General features: G+C 73.1%; 18 protein-coding genes. 12 read left to right on the plus strand and 6 right to left on the minus strand.

The annotated features are described in order from the left end of the window. Positions 1-171: 171 nt before the first annotated feature. Positions 172-897, minus strand: coding sequence for a helix-turn-helix transcriptional regulator (locus tag ABT354_RS22735; RefSeq protein ID WP_351496640.1), 726 nt, complete (start codon positions 895-897; stop codon positions 172-174). 159 nt (positions 898-1,056) lie between these two features. Here ABT354_RS22735 and ABT354_RS22740 point away from each other — a divergent pair, with 159 nt between their 5' ends. From ABT354_RS22740 to ABT354_RS22770, 7 genes are all read left to right on the plus strand, one after another. Next, positions 1,057-2,103: a FecCD family ABC transporter permease gene (locus ABT354_RS22740; protein WP_351496642.1), complete on the plus strand. Its 1,047-nt coding sequence runs from the start codon at positions 1,057-1,059 to the stop codon at positions 2,101-2,103. Further along, complete coding sequence (locus ABT354_RS22745) at positions 2,103-3,203, plus strand: FecCD family ABC transporter permease (RefSeq protein WP_351496644.1); 1,101 nt, start codon at positions 2,103-2,105, stop codon at positions 3,201-3,203. Before ABT354_RS22740 ends, ABT354_RS22745 begins: the two co-directional genes overlap by 1 nt. A gap of 80 nt (positions 3,204-3,283) precedes the next feature. Further along, positions 3,284-4,075 (plus strand): ABC transporter ATP-binding protein, encoded by a 792-nt coding sequence (locus tag ABT354_RS22750; RefSeq protein ID WP_351496891.1) that lies wholly within the window; start codon positions 3,284-3,286, stop codon positions 4,073-4,075. Positions 4,076-4,077: 2 nt separating this feature from the next. Beyond that, positions 4,078-5,130, plus strand: coding sequence for an ABC transporter substrate-binding protein (locus ABT354_RS22755; RefSeq protein ID WP_351496646.1), 1,053 nt, complete (start codon positions 4,078-4,080; stop codon positions 5,128-5,130). Between the two features lie 89 nt (positions 5,131-5,219). After that, complete coding sequence (locus tag ABT354_RS22760) at positions 5,220-7,073, plus strand: SIP domain-containing protein (RefSeq protein ID WP_351496648.1); 1,854 nt, start codon at positions 5,220-5,222, stop codon at positions 7,071-7,073. 192 nt (positions 7,074-7,265) lie between these two features. Continuing rightward, the gene (locus tag ABT354_RS22765; RefSeq protein ID WP_351496650.1) at positions 7,266-7,529 is read left to right on the plus strand and encodes a hypothetical protein; all 264 of its coding nucleotides are present in this window, start codon (positions 7,266-7,268) and stop codon (positions 7,527-7,529) included. Beyond that, positions 7,526-7,738 carry a hypothetical protein gene (locus ABT354_RS22770; protein ID WP_351496652.1) on the plus strand — a complete coding sequence of 71 codons (213 nt, stop codon included), beginning with the start codon at positions 7,526-7,528 and terminating at the stop codon, positions 7,736-7,738. The genes ABT354_RS22765 and ABT354_RS22770 overlap by 4 nt, the downstream gene beginning before the upstream one ends. 107 nt (positions 7,739-7,845) lie before the next feature. On the opposite strand, the gene ABT354_RS22775 is transcribed toward ABT354_RS22770, so the two are convergent. Then, positions 7,846-8,313 (minus strand): hypothetical protein, encoded by a 468-nt coding sequence (locus ABT354_RS22775; RefSeq protein ID WP_351496654.1) that lies wholly within the window; start codon positions 8,311-8,313, stop codon positions 7,846-7,848. Positions 8,314-8,530: 217 nt separating this feature from the next. On the opposite strand from ABT354_RS22775, the gene ABT354_RS22780 reads away from it, so the two are divergent. Together ABT354_RS22780 and ABT354_RS22785 are read left to right on the plus strand one after the other, a co-directional pair. Further along, positions 8,531-9,541, plus strand: coding sequence for an MDR family NADP-dependent oxidoreductase (locus ABT354_RS22780; protein ID WP_351496656.1), 1,011 nt, complete (start codon positions 8,531-8,533; stop codon positions 9,539-9,541). A gap of 29 nt (positions 9,542-9,570) precedes the next feature. Next, on the plus strand, positions 9,571-9,981 hold the full coding sequence (locus ABT354_RS22785; RefSeq protein ID WP_351496658.1) for a MerR family transcriptional regulator: 411 nt from the start codon (positions 9,571-9,573) through the stop codon (positions 9,979-9,981). Between the two features lie 62 nt (positions 9,982-10,043). Here the strand turns inward: ABT354_RS22785 and ABT354_RS22790 are convergent, their stop codons facing one another. The 4 genes from ABT354_RS22790 to ABT354_RS22805 all read right to left on the minus strand — a co-directional run bounded on the left by ABT354_RS22790 (position 10,044) and on the right by ABT354_RS22805 (position 14,258). Further along, positions 10,044-11,414: an MFS transporter gene (locus ABT354_RS22790; protein ID WP_351496894.1), complete on the minus strand. Its 1,371-nt coding sequence runs from the start codon at positions 11,412-11,414 to the stop codon at positions 10,044-10,046. Positions 11,415-11,661: 247 nt separating this feature from the next. After that, positions 11,662-12,561, minus strand: coding sequence for a transketolase family protein (locus tag ABT354_RS22795; protein WP_351496660.1), 900 nt, complete (start codon positions 12,559-12,561; stop codon positions 11,662-11,664). A gap of 142 nt (positions 12,562-12,703) precedes the next feature. Next, positions 12,704-13,447 carry a thiamine pyrophosphate-binding protein gene (locus ABT354_RS22800; RefSeq protein WP_351496662.1) on the minus strand — a complete coding sequence of 248 codons (744 nt, stop codon included), beginning with the start codon at positions 13,445-13,447 and terminating at the stop codon, positions 12,704-12,706. 223 nt (positions 13,448-13,670) lie between these two features. Continuing rightward, positions 13,671-14,258 carry an RICIN domain-containing protein gene (locus tag ABT354_RS22805; RefSeq protein ID WP_351496664.1) on the minus strand — a complete coding sequence of 196 codons (588 nt, stop codon included), beginning with the start codon at positions 14,256-14,258 and terminating at the stop codon, positions 13,671-13,673. A gap of 487 nt (positions 14,259-14,745) precedes the next feature. On the opposite strand from ABT354_RS22805, the gene ABT354_RS22810 reads away from it, so the two are divergent. The 3 genes from ABT354_RS22810 to ABT354_RS22820 all read left to right on the plus strand — a co-directional run bounded on the left by ABT354_RS22810 (position 14,746) and on the right by ABT354_RS22820 (position 19,781). Next, positions 14,746-15,669, plus strand: a complete 924-nt coding sequence (locus ABT354_RS22810; RefSeq protein WP_351496666.1) for a class I SAM-dependent methyltransferase — start codon at positions 14,746-14,748, stop codon at positions 15,667-15,669. A gap of 225 nt (positions 15,670-15,894) precedes the next feature. Continuing rightward, positions 15,895-18,021 (plus strand): ABC transporter ATP-binding protein, encoded by a 2,127-nt coding sequence (locus ABT354_RS22815; protein WP_351496668.1) that lies wholly within the window; start codon positions 15,895-15,897, stop codon positions 18,019-18,021. Beyond that, a complete protein-coding gene (locus tag ABT354_RS22820) occupies positions 18,018-19,781 on the plus strand; it encodes an ABC transporter ATP-binding protein (RefSeq protein WP_351496670.1) in 1,764 nt (587 codons plus the stop codon). Before ABT354_RS22815 ends, ABT354_RS22820 begins: the two co-directional genes overlap by 4 nt. Positions 19,782-19,889: the final 108 nt, after the last annotated feature.

Raw genomic sequence — 19,889 nt, forward strand, 5'->3', positions numbered from 1 at the left:
CGGAGTCAAGCCCGACCGGGGCCGAACACCCTGATGGGACGGGTCGCCACGGCGATACCGGCGCCCTGGCGGACCGGTCTCCGCAAGCCCGGCGACCACCGCCGCGGGCGGGGCGCCACCCGGGGGGAGGGGGCTTCTGCGGAGTGCGCCGCCGCACGGCCACCCGGCGCACTACTCCCGGACATAGGCCCCCGGCGTACGGCCGAAGTGCTTGCGGAACGCCAGGATGTAGCCATTGGTGCTCACAAAACCGACCCGGGTCGCGACCGCGCCCACCATCTGCCCCTGCGCCAGCAGCTCCAGCGACCGGTTGAGCCGCAGCCGGGTGCGCCACTCGGAGAACGCGATCCCGGTCTCCGTGCGGAACGCCCGCCGCAGACTGGTCGAGCTGGTGTACAGCCCCCGTGCCCACTCGTCGGCGGTCCGCGGATCGTCGGGCCGGCGCAGCAGTTCGCCCGCCACCGCGCGGGCGGCGTCACTGGTGGGCAGTGGCAGCGGCAGCCGGTCCGCCGGTCCCGCCGTCAGGACGGCGAAGAGCGTGGCGTCGTCGGGTCCGTCGCCGCCCATCCGCGACAGCAGCGGACGGCGCTGGGCCTCCCCGATGTTCACCACCGTGGCGTCCCGGTACGGCAGTCGGTGCTCGTCGGTCTCGAAGGTCTCGCTGACCACCAGCGACCCCGGGTCGAAACGGGCGCTGTGCGGCAGCCCGGCCGGCAGCCACAGCCCCACCGACGGCGACAGTTCGTGCCCGGTGCCCCGTGCGGTGACGACGATCCGCCCCACCGGCACATGCAGGAACTGGTGGTAGTCGTGGACATGGGTGGGATGCCCGTCGTCCGTGATGAGGTCCTCGTCCACCGGCTCCTGTGCCGGCGGCCGGGCGATGGTCTCGGTCATGCCGGCCCCCAGGGTCGCGGGGGCCGGGAACCGGCCCCTGAGAGTACGGGGCCGGGAACTGACCCCTGAGTGTGAGTCTCGCATCTGTGACTTGGATCGGCGCGAGCGAAGTAAGGGTAACCTAACCCGCTGTACGACGAGCAAGGAGCCGAAAGACCCATGACATCCACGTCCCCACCGGTGACATCACCGCCGCCACCGGCAAGGACCCGCCTCTCCCGGGGCGCCACCGTCGCCGTCCTCGCCGCCCTGGCGGTGCTGGCCACCCTGATCGCGAGCATCGGCCTCGGCGCCCGGGACATCTCGGCGGTGGAGGTCGTCCGGATCCTGCTCGACCCCGACGGCCAGGCGTACAACTCCCATGTGCTGTGGACCGAGCGGATCCCCCGGACCTTCCTGGGTCTCCTGGTCGGCGCGGCGCTCGGCGCCTCCGGGCTCATCATGCAGGCACTGACCATGAACCCGCTGGCCGACCCCGGCGTCCTCGGTGTCGAACAGGGCGCGGCCATGTCCGTCGTCATCGGCATCATGTTCCTCGGGGTCACCGGCGCCCAGGGCTACTTCTGGATGGCCCTCATCGGCTCCGGGGTCGTCGCCTCGCTCGTCTATCTCATCGGCACCCGCTCCCAGGTCGGCAGCTCCACCATCGGCCTGGTCCTCGCCGGGGTCGCCCTGTCCGCGGTGATGTCCTCGCTGATCACCCTGATGGTCATCCGGGACCAGGCGGTCTACGCCCATCTGCGCTTCTGGTCCATCGGCCAACTCACCGGCCGGGGCTCGATCCTGGACGAGATCCTCCCCTTCGCCGCCGTGGCGCTGCTGCTGGCCCTGCCGCTCGGCCGCACCCTCAACATCCTCAGCCTCGGCGACGAGACCGCCCGCGGCCTCGGCGTACGGGTCGAGCGGGCCCGGCTCGCCGGTGCCGCCGTCGCGGTCCTGCTCTGCGCGTCGGCCACCGCCGCCGTCGGCCCCGTGGCCTTTGTCGGCCTGGTCGCCGCCCACTGCTCGCGCATGCTCGTCGGCCCGGACCACCGGTGGTCGCTGCCGCTGTCCATGGCCCTCGGAGCCGTCCTGCTCACCGGAGCCGACACCGCCGGACGGCTCGTCCTCGACCACGGCGAGGTCCAGGTCGGCGTGATGACCGCGGCCGTCGGCACCCCCTTCTTCGTCTGGCTGGCCCGGCGCCGGAACCTGGTGAGAATGTGATGACGACAGCACCGGGGACCACCGCGCCCCGCCAGGACACCCTCCGCCAGGACGCACACGCCAAGGAACGGACCGTCGCCCGGCTGCGGGCCGGCCGCCGCGCCCGTCACCGCAGGACCGCCGTCACCGCGGCCGTCCTCGCCACCCTCCTCGTCGCCCTCACCGCCGCCTCCGTCCTCCTCGGCGGCATCGGCCGGGTCGACCCCGCCGATGTCCTGCCCGCCGCCCTCGGACTGCGGACCGGACTCGCCGACTACATGATCTTCCAGCTGCGGATGCCGCGCGCCCTGGCCGCTCTGCTCGCCGGCGCGCTCTTCGGCCTCGCGGGCGCCCTCTACCAGCGGCTGATCCGCAACCCGCTGGCCACCCCCGATATCGTCGGCATCACCGCCGGGGCCTCCGCCGGAGCCACCACCGTCCTGCTCTACGCCCCCGCCGCGTTCGTCCTGGGCGCGCCGGTCGCCGCCGTCGCCGGATCCTTTGTGCTCCTCGCCGCCGTCCATGTGCTCAGCCGGCGCGACGGCGGGATCGACACCTACCGGCTGGTCCTCGTCGGCATCGGACTCAGCGCGGTCTGCACCGCGTACACCAACTACCTGCTGACCGCCGCCGACGAGGAGAGCATCGCCATCGCCATGCGCTGGCTCATCGGCAGCGTGAACGGGGCCGACTGGGACGGTGTCACCACCCTCGCCATCGGTCTCGCGCTCTGTCTGCCGGCCGCGGCGCTGCTGCACCGGCCGCTCACCGGCCTCACCCTCGGGGACCAGCTCGCCACCGGCCTCGGCACCCGGGTCGCCCCGGCCCGGGTCGCCACCCTGCTCGTCGGAGCGGCCGCCGCGGCGCTCGCCACCGGCGTCGTCGGACCCATCGGCTTTGTCTCCCTGGTCGCCGGGCCCATCGCCCAGCGCCTGGTGGGGGAGGAGCGGGCCATCGCCCTCGCCCCCGCCGTCGGAGCCGTCCTGGTCCTCGCCGCGGATGTCCTCGCCCAGCACGCCCCCCTGATCAGCCCGGTGCCCACCGGGGCCCTCACCGCGCTGCTCGGAGCGCCCTACTTCGTCTGGCTGATCCTTCGGCGCAGACCCGGAGCCACCCCGTGAACCACCCCCTCACCGACCCCGTGACCGCCCCGGCCACCGAAGACGCCCCGGCCGCCGACGGCACCCCGGCGCCCCCCAGCATCGAGGCGCGCGGCATCAAAGCCGGCTACGACGGCACCACCGTCATCGCGGACCTGGACCTGACCATCGAGGCGGGCCGGATCACCGCACTCGTCGGACCCAACGCCTGCGGCAAGTCGACCCTCCTCAAGTCGATCGCCCGGCTGCTCCCCATCGCCGCCGGATCCGTCCTGCTGGAGGGCGCCGACATCCACGCCCTGCCCACCCGCGAGGTGGCCCGCCGGCTCGGTGTCCTGCCGCAGACCCCGATCGCGCCCGAGAGCATCACCGTCGGCGACCTCGTCTGGCGCGGTCGCCACCCCCACCGGCGGTTCGGCCAGAGGCGGACCCCCGCCGACGACGGGATCATCGCCGAGGCCCTGCTCGCCACCGGTACGGCGGAGCTGATCGACCGGCCCGTCGACCAGCTCTCCGGCGGACAGCGCCAGCGGGTGTGGATCGCCCTCGCCCTCGCCCAGGACACCCCGGTCCTCCTTCTCGACGAGCCCACCACCTATCTGGACATCGCCCACCAGATCGAGGTGATGGACCTGCTGGCCGACCTCAACGAACGCACCGGCAAGACCATCGTGCTCGTCTCCCACGACCTCAACCAGGCGGCCCTGTACGCCTCGACCATCGTCGCGCTGCGCGATGGCCGGGTCGTACGCCAGGGCCCGCCGTCCGAGGTACTCGACGCGCCGACCGTGGCCGAGGTCTTCGGCCTGGACTGCGTCGTCGTGACCCACCCCCGAACCGACCGGCCGCAGATCTTCCCCCTCGGCCGTCGCCACCTCACGCAGGAGAAATGAACATGAACCGCCTCGCACGACCCGCCGGACGCCGCGGCACCACCCGGGTGCTGCTCGCCGCGGCAGCGTGCCTCGCCCTGGTCACCGGCTGCGCCGGATCCGATGGATCCGACACCCCGGACACCCCGGGCGGCAAGAACTCCTCCGAGGCCTCCGGGGCGTTCCCGGTCAAGCTCGACAACGCCTGGGGCACCACCGAGGTCACCAAGAAGCCGGTACGGGTCGCCACCGTCTCCGACGGTGACACCGACATCGCCCTCGCCCTCGGCGTGGTGCCGGTCATCACCCCGGACGTCGAGGACGGCGGCCCGGTCCCCGAGTACAAGCAGCGCGCCATCGACAAGCTGGGTGCCAAGAAGCTCAAGACCTACGACGACACCGACGGCACCGACTACGAGGCCGTCATGGCCGAGGCGCCGGATGTCATCCTCGGCATGAACACCTGGGCGATGGACGCCGACTACGCCAAGCTCGCCCCCGTCGCCCCCGTCGTCACCTACACCGACAAGAACCACGCCGATACCCTCACCTGGCAGGACCGGCTGCTGACCGCCGCCAAGGCGCTCGGCATGACCGACAAGGCGAAGCAGGTCATCGCCGACAGCGAGAAGGCCCTGAAGGACGCCGCGGCGGCCCACCCCGAGCTGAAGGGCAAGACCTACACCTACGCGGTCGTCCATCCCGAGCAGATCACCTTCATGTCCTACAGTGACCAGGACGCCGGCGTCTTCGAACAGCTCGGGCTGCGCAAGACCGACAAGGCGAAGAAGTACGACGCGAAGAAGAACGCCATCAGCCTGGAGAACCTGGACGAGCTGGAGGCCGACGTCCTGCTGGTCACCTACCCGTTCGGTGACGAGGGCCTGCTCTCCGCCGCCGAGCTGGAGGGCAACAAGCTCTTCCGCTCCCTCGATGTGGTCAAGCGCGGCAACTTCGCCGTCATCCCGTCGAAGAACTCGCTCTCCTCGGCCATGGCCTACCCGGACGCGCTCACCTCGCCCTGGGTCACCGAGAAGCTGACACCGATCCTGGCCGACGCGGTCGCCGGCCGCTGACGCACCACCCCGCCCCGCCCGGCCGGACCCGGGCGGGGCCCCGCGGCCCCGCCGCCGCACCCCACGACATAACGACTCAAGGAGCGCCCATGCCTGCCCGCAACCCCCGACCGGTCGTCATGTTCCCCATCGTCCTCAGGGAACTGACCGTCCTGCGGGCCGAGAACATCACGCCGGGAATGCGCCGTGTCACCCTCGGCGGGGAGCAGCTGCGGGCCTTCACCCGGGACGGACTCGACCTGCCGGAGCTGCGGACGGAGGGCTTCGACGACCATGTGAAGTTCTTCTTCGAGGACGGGGCCGGGCATCTCGTCCTGCCCCGGCAGAACGTCAGCAGCCTGGACTGGCCGGCCGACGACCGACCGGTGGCCAAGGACTACACCCCGGTCCGCCACGACCCGGTGGCCGGGGAGATCGACTTCGACTTCGTCCGCCACGAGGGCGGTGTCGCCGCCGCCTGGGCCGAGGCCGTCACCCCCGGCGACACCACCTGGATCGCGGGCCCGAAAATGTCCCACGGCCATCCCGAGGGCGCCGACTGGCTGCTGATCGCCGGGGACGAGACCGCCCTGCCCGCCATCGGACGGTGGCTCGCGGAGATGCCCGCGACCACCGTCGCCCGGGTCTTCATCGAGATCGCCGACGACAGCCACCGCCAGTCCCTGCCCACCGCCGCCGACGCGCGGATCGCCTGGCTCTCCCGCGCCGGCGCCCCCGCCGGGACCACCGATCTGCTGGAGTCCGCGGTACGGGAGATGGAATGGCTCCCGGGGACGGTCTTCGCCTGGTGCGCGGGCGAGGCGGTCACCCTCAAGGGCATCCGCCGCCATCTGGTGACCGAGCGCCAGGTGCCCCGCGAGCACACCGACATCACCGGCTACTGGCGCCGCACCGAGCCGCCCGCGCCCGACGCGGGCCTCTCCGGCGACGGCGCCGAGGAGGCCGCCGGGGACGACGACGCCCATGAGCGGCTGCACTCGCTCACCGACCTCACCCCCGGCTACGCCATCCGCGCCGCCGTCACCCTCGGCCTCTTCGACCTGGTGGACAGCGGGGTGCGCGACCTGGACCAGCTCGTGGTCCGCACCGGCGCCGACCGCTCCACCCTCGCGGCGCTCCTCACCTATCTGGTCTCGATCGATCTGCTGACCGGCAGCCCCGAGCGCTACCGGCTCACCGCCATCGGGGAGGAACTCGTGGAGGACGACCACTCGGCCGACGAGTACCACCTCGACGGCGCGCAGGCCGCGTTCGACGCCTCCCTGAGCGGTCTGCTGCACACGCTGCGCACGGGCGCGGCGGGCTACCGCACCCGGGAGGGCGACACCCTGGTCGAGGCCATGGCCCGGGAGCCCCGTCTCGCGGGGACGGCACGGGCGGCGGTCGAGGAGGAGGCCCGCTGGATCGCCCCCGGGGTGGTCCGCGCCGTCGACTGGTCCGCCGTGCCCTCGCTGACCGCCGTCGGCCCCGGCTCGGGGACCGTGGTGAACGCGCTGGTGAAGGCCTTCCCCGGGCTGCGCGCGAGGATCGCCGCCCTGCCGTCGGTGCTGCGGGTCCTGGAGGAGATCCTGGACACCGATGTGCTGCCCGCCATCGAGCTGCTGCCGACGACGGCGGGGGTGCCCACCGGGTCGGACTCGGTGCTCCTCTCCCGTCAGCTGGAGTGGCTGCCCGACGAGGACGCCGTCCAGACCCTGGCCGAGGCGGCCGCGGCGCTCGGCCCCGGCGGCACCCTGGTCCTGGTCGAGCAGGTACGGGCGGCGGACCCGGACGACCTCGACGCCGTGGTGCACCACCTCCGGCTCAAGTGCGCCTTCGGCTCCGGCCTGCGGGACACCGACCGGCTGACGGCCCTGGTCCGGAGCGCCGGGCTCACCGTGCGCACCTGCCAGGACATCGGCTGGGACCACCGGCTGTGGACCCTGGCCCCGGCCGGCGCGTAGCCGCCCGGGGCGGTCGGGCGGGCCGCTTCCCCCTTCCGAGTGATGGCCGGGTGCCCCGTACAACCGTCATGATGGGCTGTGTGCCCCGAAATGCACTGTCCTGCTGTGGTGCTGTGGTGCTGTGGCCGGGTGGGGCGAGCGTGCGGCTCGGGGCGACGCTCCTCGGCTTCCGATGATGGAGAGGAAGAAGTCGTGGCATTCAATAATTTCGGAGCCATCACCACACTGGCCGCCGGTGCCCAGGTCACCTGGTGGTTCAACCTCAACGGCGGTGAGGACCGCGGCGCGCAGACGGCCTGGCCGGATGTGAAGCCGTCCGGGAACGGTCCGACGCACATCGCCTTCAACCAGAGCAAACGCAGGACCGGGACCGGCTACACGGAGTACGGCGTGACCATCCGGAACGTCGGCGGTGAAGCGGGCACCCACAACCTCCAAGGAGGAGGCTTCGTATGAGGCTCACCGTGATCACCGAGGCCGATGGCGAGGTCGCGGCCGTGCAGGAGGGGTACGCGTCCGAGGCGCCCAAGGACGCCGAGTACGCCGTCATCGTCGCGGGGGAGGGACAGACCGCGCACGAGGTGGAGGTCGACCTGCCCGAGTCCATCGGGGAGCTGGCCCCCGAGGAACTGCTCCGGACCGTGGCCGCCCACCTGGCACGGTAGCCGCGGCCGTCCGTCACCGGTCCCCCGCCCCCGGGCGGGGGACCGGTCGTGTTCTCAGGACACCCGCGCCGGGGCCGCCCCGGCCGGCCGGATCGGGGCCGCCCGGACTACTCGAAGACCACGCCCGCCTGCTGCCCCTCGGCCAGTACGGTGCCCATCCCGGCGGAGTACGCCTTCCAGTTGACCGTCACCTGGTCCCCGGCGTGGAACGGGGTCGTCCCCGGCAGGAAGCCGGTGATCTCCTCATGGGCGATCTGCCAGGTCCCGTCGCAGAGCGGGACCTCCGGCGCGGGGCTGCCCGGGTCGGGGTGGGGCGCGTCCCACTGATGGATCGTGGTGTTCACATAGTGATAGTGACCCGCGGTGTTCATGTCCGCCTGGAGCGCGATGGCACGCACCCCGGAGCCGGGGGCGCAGCGGTAGGCGACATGGAAGGTGTGCGGCGTCGCGGTGGCCGACAGCACCCGCACCTCGGGCAGGACCTGCTGTGTTCCGGCGGAGGCGGGCAGCACCGTACCGGCCAGAACCGCGCCGCTCGCGACCAGAGTTGTCAGAGCGTTCCGTGTGGTGATCATGATGCGCGACCCTAGTGCGGCCCGCCCGCCGTCACCAGACCGCGGGCCCGGCCACACGCTCCCGGCGGGAACCGCCCCAACGGCCTTGACCTTGACGTATACGTCAGGTCCTAGCGTCAGTGGAGCATGCACGGACGTGCTGGATCACGTGATCCAGCACATCCGGCGCCGACCCCTGCCCCTGCCCCTACCCCTGCCCCTGTCGCGAGGAGCCACGATGTCCGCCCTGCCCACCACCCATCGGGAAGTACGCCTGACCGCCCGCCCCGAGGGCCCCCTCCGCCCCGACCACTTCCACACGGCCGAGGTCGCCCTCCCCGAGCCGGGCCCCGGACAGGTCCTCGTACGCAACCGGCTGATGGCCGTCGCCGCCATCATGGACACCGTGATACGGGGCGCCGACGGATTGCCCGTACCCCCCGCCGCGCCGGGCGCCGTCCCGGACGGACCGGCGATCGGCACGGTCGTCGCCGCACCCGGCACCGGGCTGCGCCCCGGGGACCTCGTCTCGCACGGCCGGGGCTGGCGCGAGTACGCCGTGGTGGACGCGGCGGACGTGGAGCGGCTCGACCCCGGGGCGCTGCCGGACCCCGCCGCCCATCTGTCCCAGGGGCTGATCGCCTGGCTGGGGGTGGTACGCGGAGCCGCGGTACGGCCGGGGGACACCGTCCTGGTCACCGCGGCGGCGGGCGGCGTCGGCTCGCTGGCCGGCCAGTTCGCCCGGCTGCGCGGGGCGACCCGGGTGATCGGCACCACCAGCAGCCGGGAGAAGGGCCACCGCCTGGTCGCGGAGCTGGGCTACGACGTCGCCGTCACCCGGGACGCGGGCCCCGTCGAGGACCAGCTCCGCGCGGCGGCGCCCGACGGGGTGGACGCGGTCGTCGACAACGTCGGTGGCGACCAGCTGCTGGCCGCCCTGGCGGTGGCGCGCCGGGGCGCCCGTATCGGCCTCATCGGCTCCCTCGCCGCCCAGCTGTCGGGGAGCTTCGCCGCACCGACCCGGATCGACACCGGCTCCCTGATCCTGGGGGGCATCACCCTGCGCGGCATCTCCGGCAGCGACCACCTCGACGCGATCCCGGAGTGGTCCCGGGAGTTCGGCCGGGCCCTGCGCGACGGCACCCTGGTCTTCCCGCACACCCGGCTGCCGGGCATCGATCAGGCGCCCCGTGCGTTGTGCGAACTGCTGGCGGGACGGCATGTCGGAGCGGTCCTGGTGGAGTTGTGACCCGTATCCGGCCCAGGAAGGGAAGAGCGATGCGCATCGGCGAGGCGGCGACGGCCTCGGGACTGACCCCGAGAGCCCTGCGCTACTACGAGCAGCGGGGCCTGCTCACGGCGGGGCGCACCCCCTCGGGGCACCGGGACTACGGAGTACGGGAGATCGAGCGGCTGCGGGTCGTCCGGGCCCTGCTGGACACGGGTCTGACGATCGGTGATGTCCGGGACGTCGTCCATGTCTTCGACCGGGATCCCCGGCCCGGCGGTGCGGAGCCCGTGGCGGCCGGTGAGGTCCGCTGCCCCGTCGCGGAGGTCACCGGCCGTCGGGTGGCCGAGCTGAACGACCGCATCGACCGGCTGACCATGGCACGGGACCGGCTGAGCAGGGCGCTGACCGAGCACTTCGAGGGTCTGTTCTCCTGTGGGGGGCCGCCGCCGGCGGCCTGATCCGCCGGTCGCCGGACCCCGGTGGTCGCCCGGCCCCGGCGGCCGGTGGTCGGCGGCCGGGGTCATCGGGGCGGCGCGTCGCTCCGGGACGGGGCCGCCTCCGGTCTTCCCGCCGGTTCTCCCTCCGGTACGGGCACCCGGGCGCCCCGGTCCAGCCCGCGCCATTCCGGCCGCAGCCCGGCCAGTCCGGTGGCGAGGACATAGACGGCGCCGCAGGCGACGAGCACCGCCGCCGTCCCCGCCGAAGCCACCGCCGCCCCGGCGAGCAGTCCCCCGAGGGGGATGCCGACCCAGGTGAGGGAGGAACCGAGCGCGTTCACCCGGCCGAGCATCCCCCGGGGGATCCGTTCGAAGAAGACCGCGCTCAGCACCGGGTTGATGAAGCCCGCCCCGAAGCCGCTCACCGCGAACACGGCCAGGACCGCCCCCATCGGCGCCTCCGAGGCGAGGATCAGGAACTTCGGCGCCCCGGCGCACAGAAAGCCCGTGAAGAACATCACCCGCCGCCGCAGCCGGTGCGCGGCCACCGCGGCCACCAGGCTCCCGGCGACCGCGGAGATCCCCATCGCACTGCCCGCGAGGCCGATGGCGGCGGGCCCATGGCCGGACTCCCGGGCCCAGACCGGCAGAAGAACGGTGCTGAACGCCGCGTCCAGCAGATTGGTGACCCCGAGCATGACGACGACGGTGAGCAGCAGCGGCTCGTTCCGCAGAAAGACGAACCCTTCCCCGAAGCGCCGCCAGTAACCGGGCTCCGCCGTCCCGGCGCCCGCTCTCCCCACCGGATCGCTCCCGGTCCGTGCCCGTCGTGCCCGTCCTGTCTCCCGGGGGAGCACCAGCCCGATGACGACCGATCCCAGGGCGAAGCAGACGGCGTTGACGGCCAGTCCGGTGAGCGGGCCCGCCACGGCCACCAGGGCGCCGCCGGCCGCCGGGCCGACCGTGCCCGCGAGCCGTTCGGTCACCCCGGTCAGCCCGGTGGCCCGCTCCAGCGGTATCCGGCCGCGCTCGGCCGCTTCCGGGACCATGACCTCCTTGGCGAGATCGCCGGGCCCCCGGGCCGCGCCGATCAGCGCGACCAGGGCCAGCAGCAGGGGAAAGGAGAGCAGATCCACCGTGTGCAGCAGGGGAATCGCCGCGGCGGCGCCCGCACTGGCCAGATCGGTGGTCCAGGAGACGACCCGGGGGCCGACCCGGTCCACCAGCGGCCCGGTGAACGCCTTGACGACCACGTACGGCAGCATCTCGCAGAAGGCGACCAGCCCGGTACGGGTGGCGCTGCCGGTGGTGACGAGGACGAACCAGGGCAGGGCGATGGCCGACAGCCGGGTGCCGGTCAGCGCCACGGCCATGGCGGTCAGCACCCCGGCCAGCGGCCGTAAGGAGCGCCCCGCGGCCTCGGGGGCCCCCTCGCCCGTACCGCAGGACGTCATGGCGCGCACCCCGGTTCCGTTGGTACGGGGGCGAGCGGACCGGTCCGTACCGCTCGCTGGGGGGCGCGCGGCCCCTGTCTGGCGTCAGTCATGGTGCGGACTCTAGACCGCCAACATTTCTTTGCAAAGAGTTCTTCGCGAAGAACTCTTTGCAGTGAGCCCGGTCGCGGCATGACAGCGCCCCCGTACCGCGGCCCGATGGGCCGTCCTGGTGCGGGGGCGCTCTCCGGAGCCGGCGGCCCGTCGCTCAGCGGGTCCCGAGGAAGCCGCCGATGTCCTCGCGCAGCGAGGCCGCGTCCAGCCGGTGGGCCGTCAGATGCTCCGTCATCTGCCCGTAGCGGCGCAGCTCCTTGCGCCCCACACCCAGGCCGAGCACCCGGTGGGGAACATCGCGGAGCGCGTCGTTCGCGACGGCGGTGGAGGTGCCCGCCAGATACGGTTCCACGATCACCACATCGGCCCTCCCGGCCCCCGTGGCCCGCCGCAGGGCGGCGCTGTCGAAGGGGCGGACGGTGGTCGCGTACAGCAGGGTCACATCCAGGTCGGCCACCGCCTCCGCCACCGCTCCCAGCATCGGGCCCACCGCGACCACCACCCCCGAGCGGCCCTCACGCAGGGTCAGGAACCCCTCGCCGGTGACCGGGAGCGGCGCGTCGTTCTGCTGGAGCGAGAGCCGGACATAGACCCGGTCGTCCCCGGTGACCGACGCGCGCAGCAGGGCCTCCGCCTCGTCCGGGTGGCCGGGGACATGGATGGTCCAGCCGTCCAGGGTGTCCAGGAGGGCCACATCCCCGGGTGCCATATGGGTGAAGCCGCCGGCGGGCCAGTCGTAGGAGGCGCCCGCGCTGACCAGTACCGCCCCGGCGTCCTGGTGGCCGAGATCCAGCTTGATCTGTTCGAAGGGCCGCTCCACCAGGAAGCTCGCGAAGGTGTGGACGACCGGCCGCAGCCCGGCCAGCGCCAGGCCGCCGCCCACGCCGACCAGCAGTTGCTCCCGGATGCCGACATTGATCACCCGGTCCGGGTGGGCCCGGCGCGTGGGCTCGAAGCCGTCGGCGCTGATGTCCGCGAGCACCACGGCGAGCCGTGGGTCCTCGTCGAGCAGCCGGGAGGTGGTGGAGATGAAGCGGTCGCGCATGGTGTCCATCGCGGAAGTCCCCTGGATCTGGTGGGTGGAAGCGGAGTCTGGTGGGTGGCGGTGGGGGAGTGGGGTCCCCGGGTGGCGGAAGGCCGGTCCGGCGCGGTCGTGAACGGGCCGGGGCGCGGGCCGGGCTCAGGCGGCCATGGGCTCAGGCGATCTTGGGCTCACCGTGGTCGGGCTTGGCCTCCACCCGGGCGACCACCACATGCGGGCGGCCGGGGTGGGGCGTCGTGTACGCCGCGTACAGCGCCTCGTGGTCCCGCCCGTCCACGGTCACCGCCGACCAGCCCGCCGCCGCGAAACGGGAGGCGATCCCGCCGGGCCAGCCATGGGTGGCCGAGCTGTTGTCGATGACCAGGGCGTGCAGTGCGGTCAGTCCGGCCGGGCCCGCATAGGCGATGGCCTCGTGGTTGCTGCCCTCGTCCAGCTCCGCGTCGCCGATCAGGACCCACACCCGGGAGTCGGTGTGCCCCTGGATCCCGAGGCCCAGGGCCGTGCCCACCGCGAGCGGCAGTCCGTGTCCGAGCGAGCCGCTGCCGATCTCCGCCCCGGGCACCAGCACCCGGTCCGGGTGGTGCCCGAGCGGGGAGTCATAGCCGCCGAAGCCGGGCAGCAACTCTTCGGGGATGAACCCCCGGGCGGCCAGTACGGCGTAGTAGGCCATCGGGCCATGCCCCTTGGAGAGCAGGAAGCGGTCCCGGTCGGGGGCGTCCGCCGTCGCGGGGGAGACCCGCAGCACCCGGTCGTAGAGCACCCAGAGCGCGTCCAGGGTGGAGGTCGCGGCGGGTCCGTGCTTCTCGTCCCCGGTCATCAGGGACATCAGCCGGCCGAGTTCGCCGAAGCCGGCGGAGGGGGTCCCGGTGGAGGCGCTGTTCGCTGTCGTCTGCGTCATGACCCCAGCGTGCAACCTCAACGTGACTTGAGGTCAAGAAGGTCAAAAGATCCGACCGGAAATCGATAAATGCCCCGCTGACCAGCAAGAAGTCTCCCTGGCGAAACGGGGCACCGATGATGATCCACTGCATGGGTTACGGGGGACAGCGCACCGGTCGCCTCGTGCCACCCGCTCGGGGGCGGCGGCCGGACGCCGTCAGGCGCGCCCGGCCGCCGGGGGCTCACGCGGGGAACCAGTAGTGGTCCGGCCACGGCCCGCAGGGCCACTGGAAGACCCGGACACCAGCGTTGGGGTCATTGCCCGGGATCCCGAGGCACTGCCCGCTGTTGTAGTTGACGAGCTGGGTGCCGCTGCTGCTCACCCGCAGACCCCAGTAGTGGTCGCGCCAGGTCCCGCACGGCCACTGGATGACGGTGGTGCCCGCCGCGGTGCTGCCACCGGGCACCGCGAGACACTGTCCGCTGTTGAGGTTGCGGATCCGGACATACTGGAGGCCGCCCGAGGTGAAGGCGTTCTCAAAGGCCCAGTAGTGGTCGTTCCACGGCCCGCAGGGCCACTGGATCAGCTGCTTCCCCTCCTCAAGGCTGCCCCCGGGGACGGCGAGACAGAGATGGGTGCCGAAGTTGCGGACCCGCTGATAGACCGCCCGGGTGTCGAACTTCTGCACCGTCGGGGACACGGCGGCGGCGGGCGTGTCCGGCCGCTCCGGGACGGGCGCCGCGGTGGCCGTGCCCCCGGACAGGAGCGCGGTCACCAGGAGTACGGCGGAGCCGCAGACGGCCGCGGCGGTTCTCAGGCGTTGCCTCATGGATGCTCCTCACGCGCCCTCTCCACCCTGAAGAGGGGGATGTGGCGGAAGCTAGGGACGGTCCCCGCCCCTGGGGAGGGCGCACGGAGGGAGGCACCGGCGTGCGCGGAGGGGGCGTGAACGCGGGAGGCGACAGCAGGGCGTTCCCGCCCCTCCGGCGCCATCCGCCCCTGCCTTCCGCCTGGCGTCCTCCGTTCCCGCCCGGGGGCTCCCGCCCCTGCGCCGTCGCCCATCTGCGGGCCCGCCCGCTGAGCTGAGCCCGTCCCGAGCGGCGCCACGGTCCGGTGGCCCGGGTGGCGTCAACACCGGTACGGCGGCGCACGGTTGGCGGTGCTCGCGCGGCAGGGTGAAACGGGGGGTACCCCTGGTTCGTTCGGGGAATGGATCACCGGGTCCGGACCGTCCCCCGCCCGAGTGCACCGGCGCCTGCGCACCAACCCGAGCACGTCCCCACCGGTCGTACCGTCGTCCGAAAGGCTCTCTCCCCATGCGCGCCCAGAATCCGGCCCCCGGGGCCACCCGTACCCTCTTCGAGCGGTTCCCCGTCCTCCAGCGCGGAATCGACCGGCTGGAGCGCAGGCCCACCGCCTTCGGGCTGGTGATGTGGGCCTCGGGTCTGGCCAGGCCCGTCTTCCTGGACCATGTGGTCACCCCCGAGCCGAGGGCCGAACTCGCCCCGGTGCGGCGGCTGCTGGAGCGGAACCGTCAGCGGTACGCGGAGCGGCTGACCGGCTTCCTCGACCATGCCGACCGGCTGGCCCGGATCCCCCTGGACGGGGTGGCGCGGGGGGCCACCGCCTACTGGGGCAACACCTGGCTGCCGCCGCTGGACGCCCTCTCCCTCTACGGCATGCTCGCCGAGTCCAAGCCGGCCCGCTATCTGGAGATCGGCTCCGGCAACTCCACCAAGTTCGCCCGCCGGGCCATCGGCGATCTGGGCCTGGACACCTGGATCACCTCGATCGACCCGGCGCCCCGGGCCCCCGTCGACCATCTCTGCGACGAGGTGCTCCGGGTGCCGCTCCAGGACGCCGACCCCGCCGTCTTCGACGACCTCGATGCCGGGGACATCCTCTTCCTCGACGGGTCGCACCGCCTGCACATGGGCTCGGACGTGATGGTCTTCTTTCTCGAAGTGCTCCCCAGGCTGAAGCCCGGAGTGCTCGTCCAGGTCCATGACATCATGCTGCCCGCCGACTACCCCGAGTCCTGGCGGTGGCGGCTCTACTCCGAGCAGTACCTGCTGGCGGCGATGCTCACGGCGGCGCCCCAGCGGTTCGATGTGCTGCTGCCGAACGCCTTTGTGCACGGCGATCCCGAACTGCGCGCGATCCTCCGCCCGTTCTGGCGCCGGCTCGGTGTGACCCGGCACTTCCGTCCTGCCTCCTTCTGGTGGTGTCACCAGGGCTGACACCCCGACAGTGCGGGACCCGACCTGCCGACGGCGGCCCAACCACCCTGCCGTCGAACCCTGTTCACCGGCCACCACCTGAACACACCGGCCCGCCCACTCATACATCTCTGTGGGCGGGCCTTCCGCTTGACGTAAGCATACGCTGTATACGTAAGGTAAGCCTTCCCTTGGTAGTTGGCGAATCATTGCCCCTAGGGGATGGCGAGTTGGAGGACGGAAGGCATGACCGAGACCCAGACCCGCACCACACCCCTCGCGGACCATCCGGAACCCGCCGGGAGCACCACTGAGGACACCACCGAGGACACCGGCGGACCCGGGCCCGCCGCCGAACCCCCCGACCCCGAGGCCGCCCTGCGCGAGCTGCGCCGCCCCGTCGCCCGGCTGAGCCGCTGGGGTGTCGTCCTCGGTGCCCTCGGCGCGCTCGGCACCCTGGTGCCCTTCATCGGCATCGCCGAACTCGCCCGGGAGCTGCTGGCCCCCGGGGACATCGACGGCGGCGCGGTCGCCACCACCGTCGTCGTCATCGTCCTCGGGCTCGCCCTCGGCTGGACCCTCACCGGACTCGCGCTCTGGCTCACCCATATCGCGGACTCCCGCCTCCAGGCGCTGCTGCGCCGCCGCATGGTGGACCGGCTGGGCGGGGTCGGCCTCGGCTGGTACTCCTCCACCACCTCCGGCCAGGTGCGCAAGGCCGCCCAGAACGACCTCTCCGATCTCCACCATCTGGTCGCCCACCACGAGGTCGAGGTCGCGGGGGCGATCGTCCTGCCGCTGGGCGGACTGGGCTATCTCTTCTGGCTGGACTGGCGGCTCGGCCTGCTCGCGATGGCCACCCTGCCGGTGTACGCCCTCGCCTACGCGTTCATGATGCGCGGCATCGGCGACAAACTCCAGCAGATGGACACCGCGTTCGGGCAGGTCAGCGCGGCCATCGTGGAGTTCGTCCAGGGCATCGCGGTGGTGAAGTCCTTCGGTACCACCGGCCGTGCCCACCATGCCTACCGGGAGGCGACCACCTCCTTCGGAACCCGCTACGCCGGGTGGGTGCGCCCGATGCTCCGGCTGGAGGCGTCCACCTCGATCGCGCTCTCGGCGCCCGTGGTGGCCCTGGTGAGCCTGGCGGGCGGCATCTGGTTCGTGGACCGGGGCTGGGTCACCCCGATCGATGTGCTCGCCGAGGTACTGGTCGCGCTGGTCGTCCCGACCACGCTCCAGACCCTGAACGACGGCCTCACCGCACGCGGCGCGGCCCGTGCGGCGGTCGTCCGGATCGTCACCCTGCTCTCCACACCGGTCCTGCCGGTGGCGGAGCGTCCGGCCCATCCGCAGGGGAACCTGGTGGAGTTCGACCGGGTCACCTTCCGGTACGAGGAAGAGGGCCGGGGCGAGGGGCAGGGGCAGGGCGGGAACGGGCCCGGCGGTCACGCGGACCCGGCGGACGACAGGGCGGCAGCCGCCCCCGCCCCCGACGCCGATTCGGTTGCCGGTGCTGCCCCCGGCGGCCCGGTGGACCGTACCGGCCGGGCCGCCCTGCACGAGGTCAGCCTCACCTGCCGGCCGGGCACCGTGACCGCCCTGGTCGGTCCCTCCGGCGCCGGCAAGTCCACCCTGGCCAAACTGCTGCTGAGGTTCCACGATGTGACCGGCGGCGCCATCCGCGTCGGCGGCGCGGACATCCGCGACCTCGCCCCCGACGAGCTGTACCGCACGGTCGGCTTCGTCCTCCAGGACGTCCAGCTGCTGCACGGCACCGTCGCCGACAATCTGCGGCTGGGCCGCCCGGACGCCACCCATGAGGAGCTGGTCGCCGCCGCCACGGCCGCCCAGATCCATGACCGGATCCTGGAACTGCCCGGCGGCTACGGGGCGACGGTGGGGGAGGAGGCCCAGTTCTCCGGCGGTGAGGCCCAGCGGCTCGCCATCGCGCGGGCGCTCCTCGCCGACACCCCGGTCCTGGTCCTCGACGAGGCCACCGCCTTCGCCGACCCCGAGTCCGAGGCCCGTATCCAGGACGCCCTGTCCGCCGTCGCCGCGGGCCGCACCGTCCTGGTCATCGCGCACCGCCTCGCCACCATCGTCGGTGTCGACCGGATCGCCGTGCTCGACGGCGGCCGGGTGACCGAGACCGGCACCCACCGGGAACTGCTCGCCCACGGCGGCACCTACGCACGGATGTGGGAGGCGTACGGGGGCGACACGGCCGCCGACGGCACCCCACGGACCGGTGAACCCCCGTACACCGGCAACGACAAGCCCACCGGCGACGTCAAGCCCACCGGCAACGACCGGCACGGCAGCACCGCACCGGGCGAGGGCCCCGGACGGTCCGAGAGGAGCACCGCATGATCCGGGATCTGGCGAAGGTCCTCGGACCGGCCCACCGGGGCGCCCTGCGCACCTATCTGGCCTGGCTGGCCGCCTATGCCGTACTCCAGGGCGCGTCGATGACCCTGCTCGTCCCGGTGCTCGACGCCCTGCTGCGCGGGGAAACCGGGGAGGCGCTGCGCTGGATCGCCGCCATGGCCGTGGTCACCGCCGCCACCTGTGTGGCCCGCTATGTCCAGGCCATGAAGGGCTTCGGGCTCTCCCTGGTGACCCTCGGCACCCTGCACGAGCGGCTGGGCGACCATGTGGCACGGCTGCCGCTGGGCTGGTTCTCCAGCGAGACCACCGGACGGCTGTCGAGGAGCGCCACCGGCGGGGTGCAGACCGTCGCCTCCGTCACCGCCCATCTGCTGGAACCGGTGGTGTCCGGGGTGCTCACCCCGGCGACGATCGCCGTCGCCCTCTTCTTCCTCGACTGGCGCCTCGGGCTGACGGTGCTGGCCTGCGTCCCGCTCATCGCGCTCACCCACCGCTGGTCGGCGGTGGCGGTCGGCCGGGGCGAGGAGCACAGCGACGCCGCCGCGACCACCGCCGCCAGCCGGGTGGTCGAGTTCGCCCGCAACCAGCAGACCCTGCGGGCCTTCGGCCGGGCCGGCGGCGGCTACCAGCCGCTGGAGAAGGCGATAGCCGCCCAGCGCACGGTGGGCGGCCGTTGGCTCGCGGAGATCTTCCCGAAGATCCTCGCGGGCGGTCTCGTCGTCCAGCTGGCCTTCGCGGCACTGATCACCGTCGGGGTCCTGCTGGCGGTCGGCGACGCCGTCGAGCCGGTACGGCTGGTGGCGCTGCTCGCCCTCATCGCCCGCTTCACCGGCCCGCTCTCCGAGGCCGCCGCGCGCGCCGGGGCCCTGCGGATGGCCGCCAACGACCTGCGCCGGATCGCCGGCATCCTCGCCGAGGAGCCGCTGCCGGAGCCGGCGGCCTCCCGGCCGCTCACCGCACCCGGGGAGATCGAGTTCGACGGGGTCGGCTTCGGCTACCGGGCGGCGGAGCCCGTGCTCCGTGATGTCTCCTTCCGGGTCCCCGCCCGCACGATGACGGCCGTCGTCGGCCCCTCGGGCGCCGGGAAGACCACCCTCACCCGGCTGATCGCCCGCTTCTTCGACACCGGCAGCGGCACCGTACGGGTCGGCGGCACCGATGTCCGGGAGCTGCGCGGCGACGATCTGATGGCCCAGCTCGCCCTGGTCTTCCAGGACGTCTATCTCTTCGACGACACCCTGGAGGCCAATATCCGCGCCGGCCGGCCGGACGCCACCGAGGAGGAGGTCCGCGAGGCCGCCCGGCTCGCCGGGGTGGACGAGATCGTCGCCCGGCTGCCGCACGGCTGGGCGACCCGGGTCGGCGAGGGCGGTATGTCGCTCTCCGGCGGCGAACGCCAGCGGGTCTCGGTGGCCCGCGCCGTCCTCAAGCGGGCCCCGATCGTGCTGCTGGACGAGGCCACCGCCGCCCTCGACCCGGAGAACGAGCGCTATGTGCAGCATGCGCTGCACACCCTCATGGAGCACTCCACCCTCTTCGTCATCGCCCACAAGCTGCCCACCGTGGTGGCCGCCGACCAGATCCTCGTCCTCCACGACGGCCATGTCGCCGAGTCGGGCACCCATGAGGAACTGCTCGCCGCGGACGGCCGGTACACCGCGTTCTGGAACGAGCGGCGGCGCGGCGAGGGCTGGCGGCTGGTGCCCACCGCCGCCGAGGGGACGCGGGGCGACCGGCCATGACCACCCTGGCCGCGCCCGCCTCGGACAGGGCCCCGCCGCGCTCGCCTCGGCGAGGGCCCCGCCGCCGGGCAGGTCCGGGCCGACCTCGCCGAGGTCCACCCCCGGGTG

The organism is Streptomyces sp. NPDC000594, assembly GCF_040299965.1.
Lineage (GTDB): Bacteria > Actinomycetota > Actinomycetes > Streptomycetales > Streptomycetaceae > Streptomyces.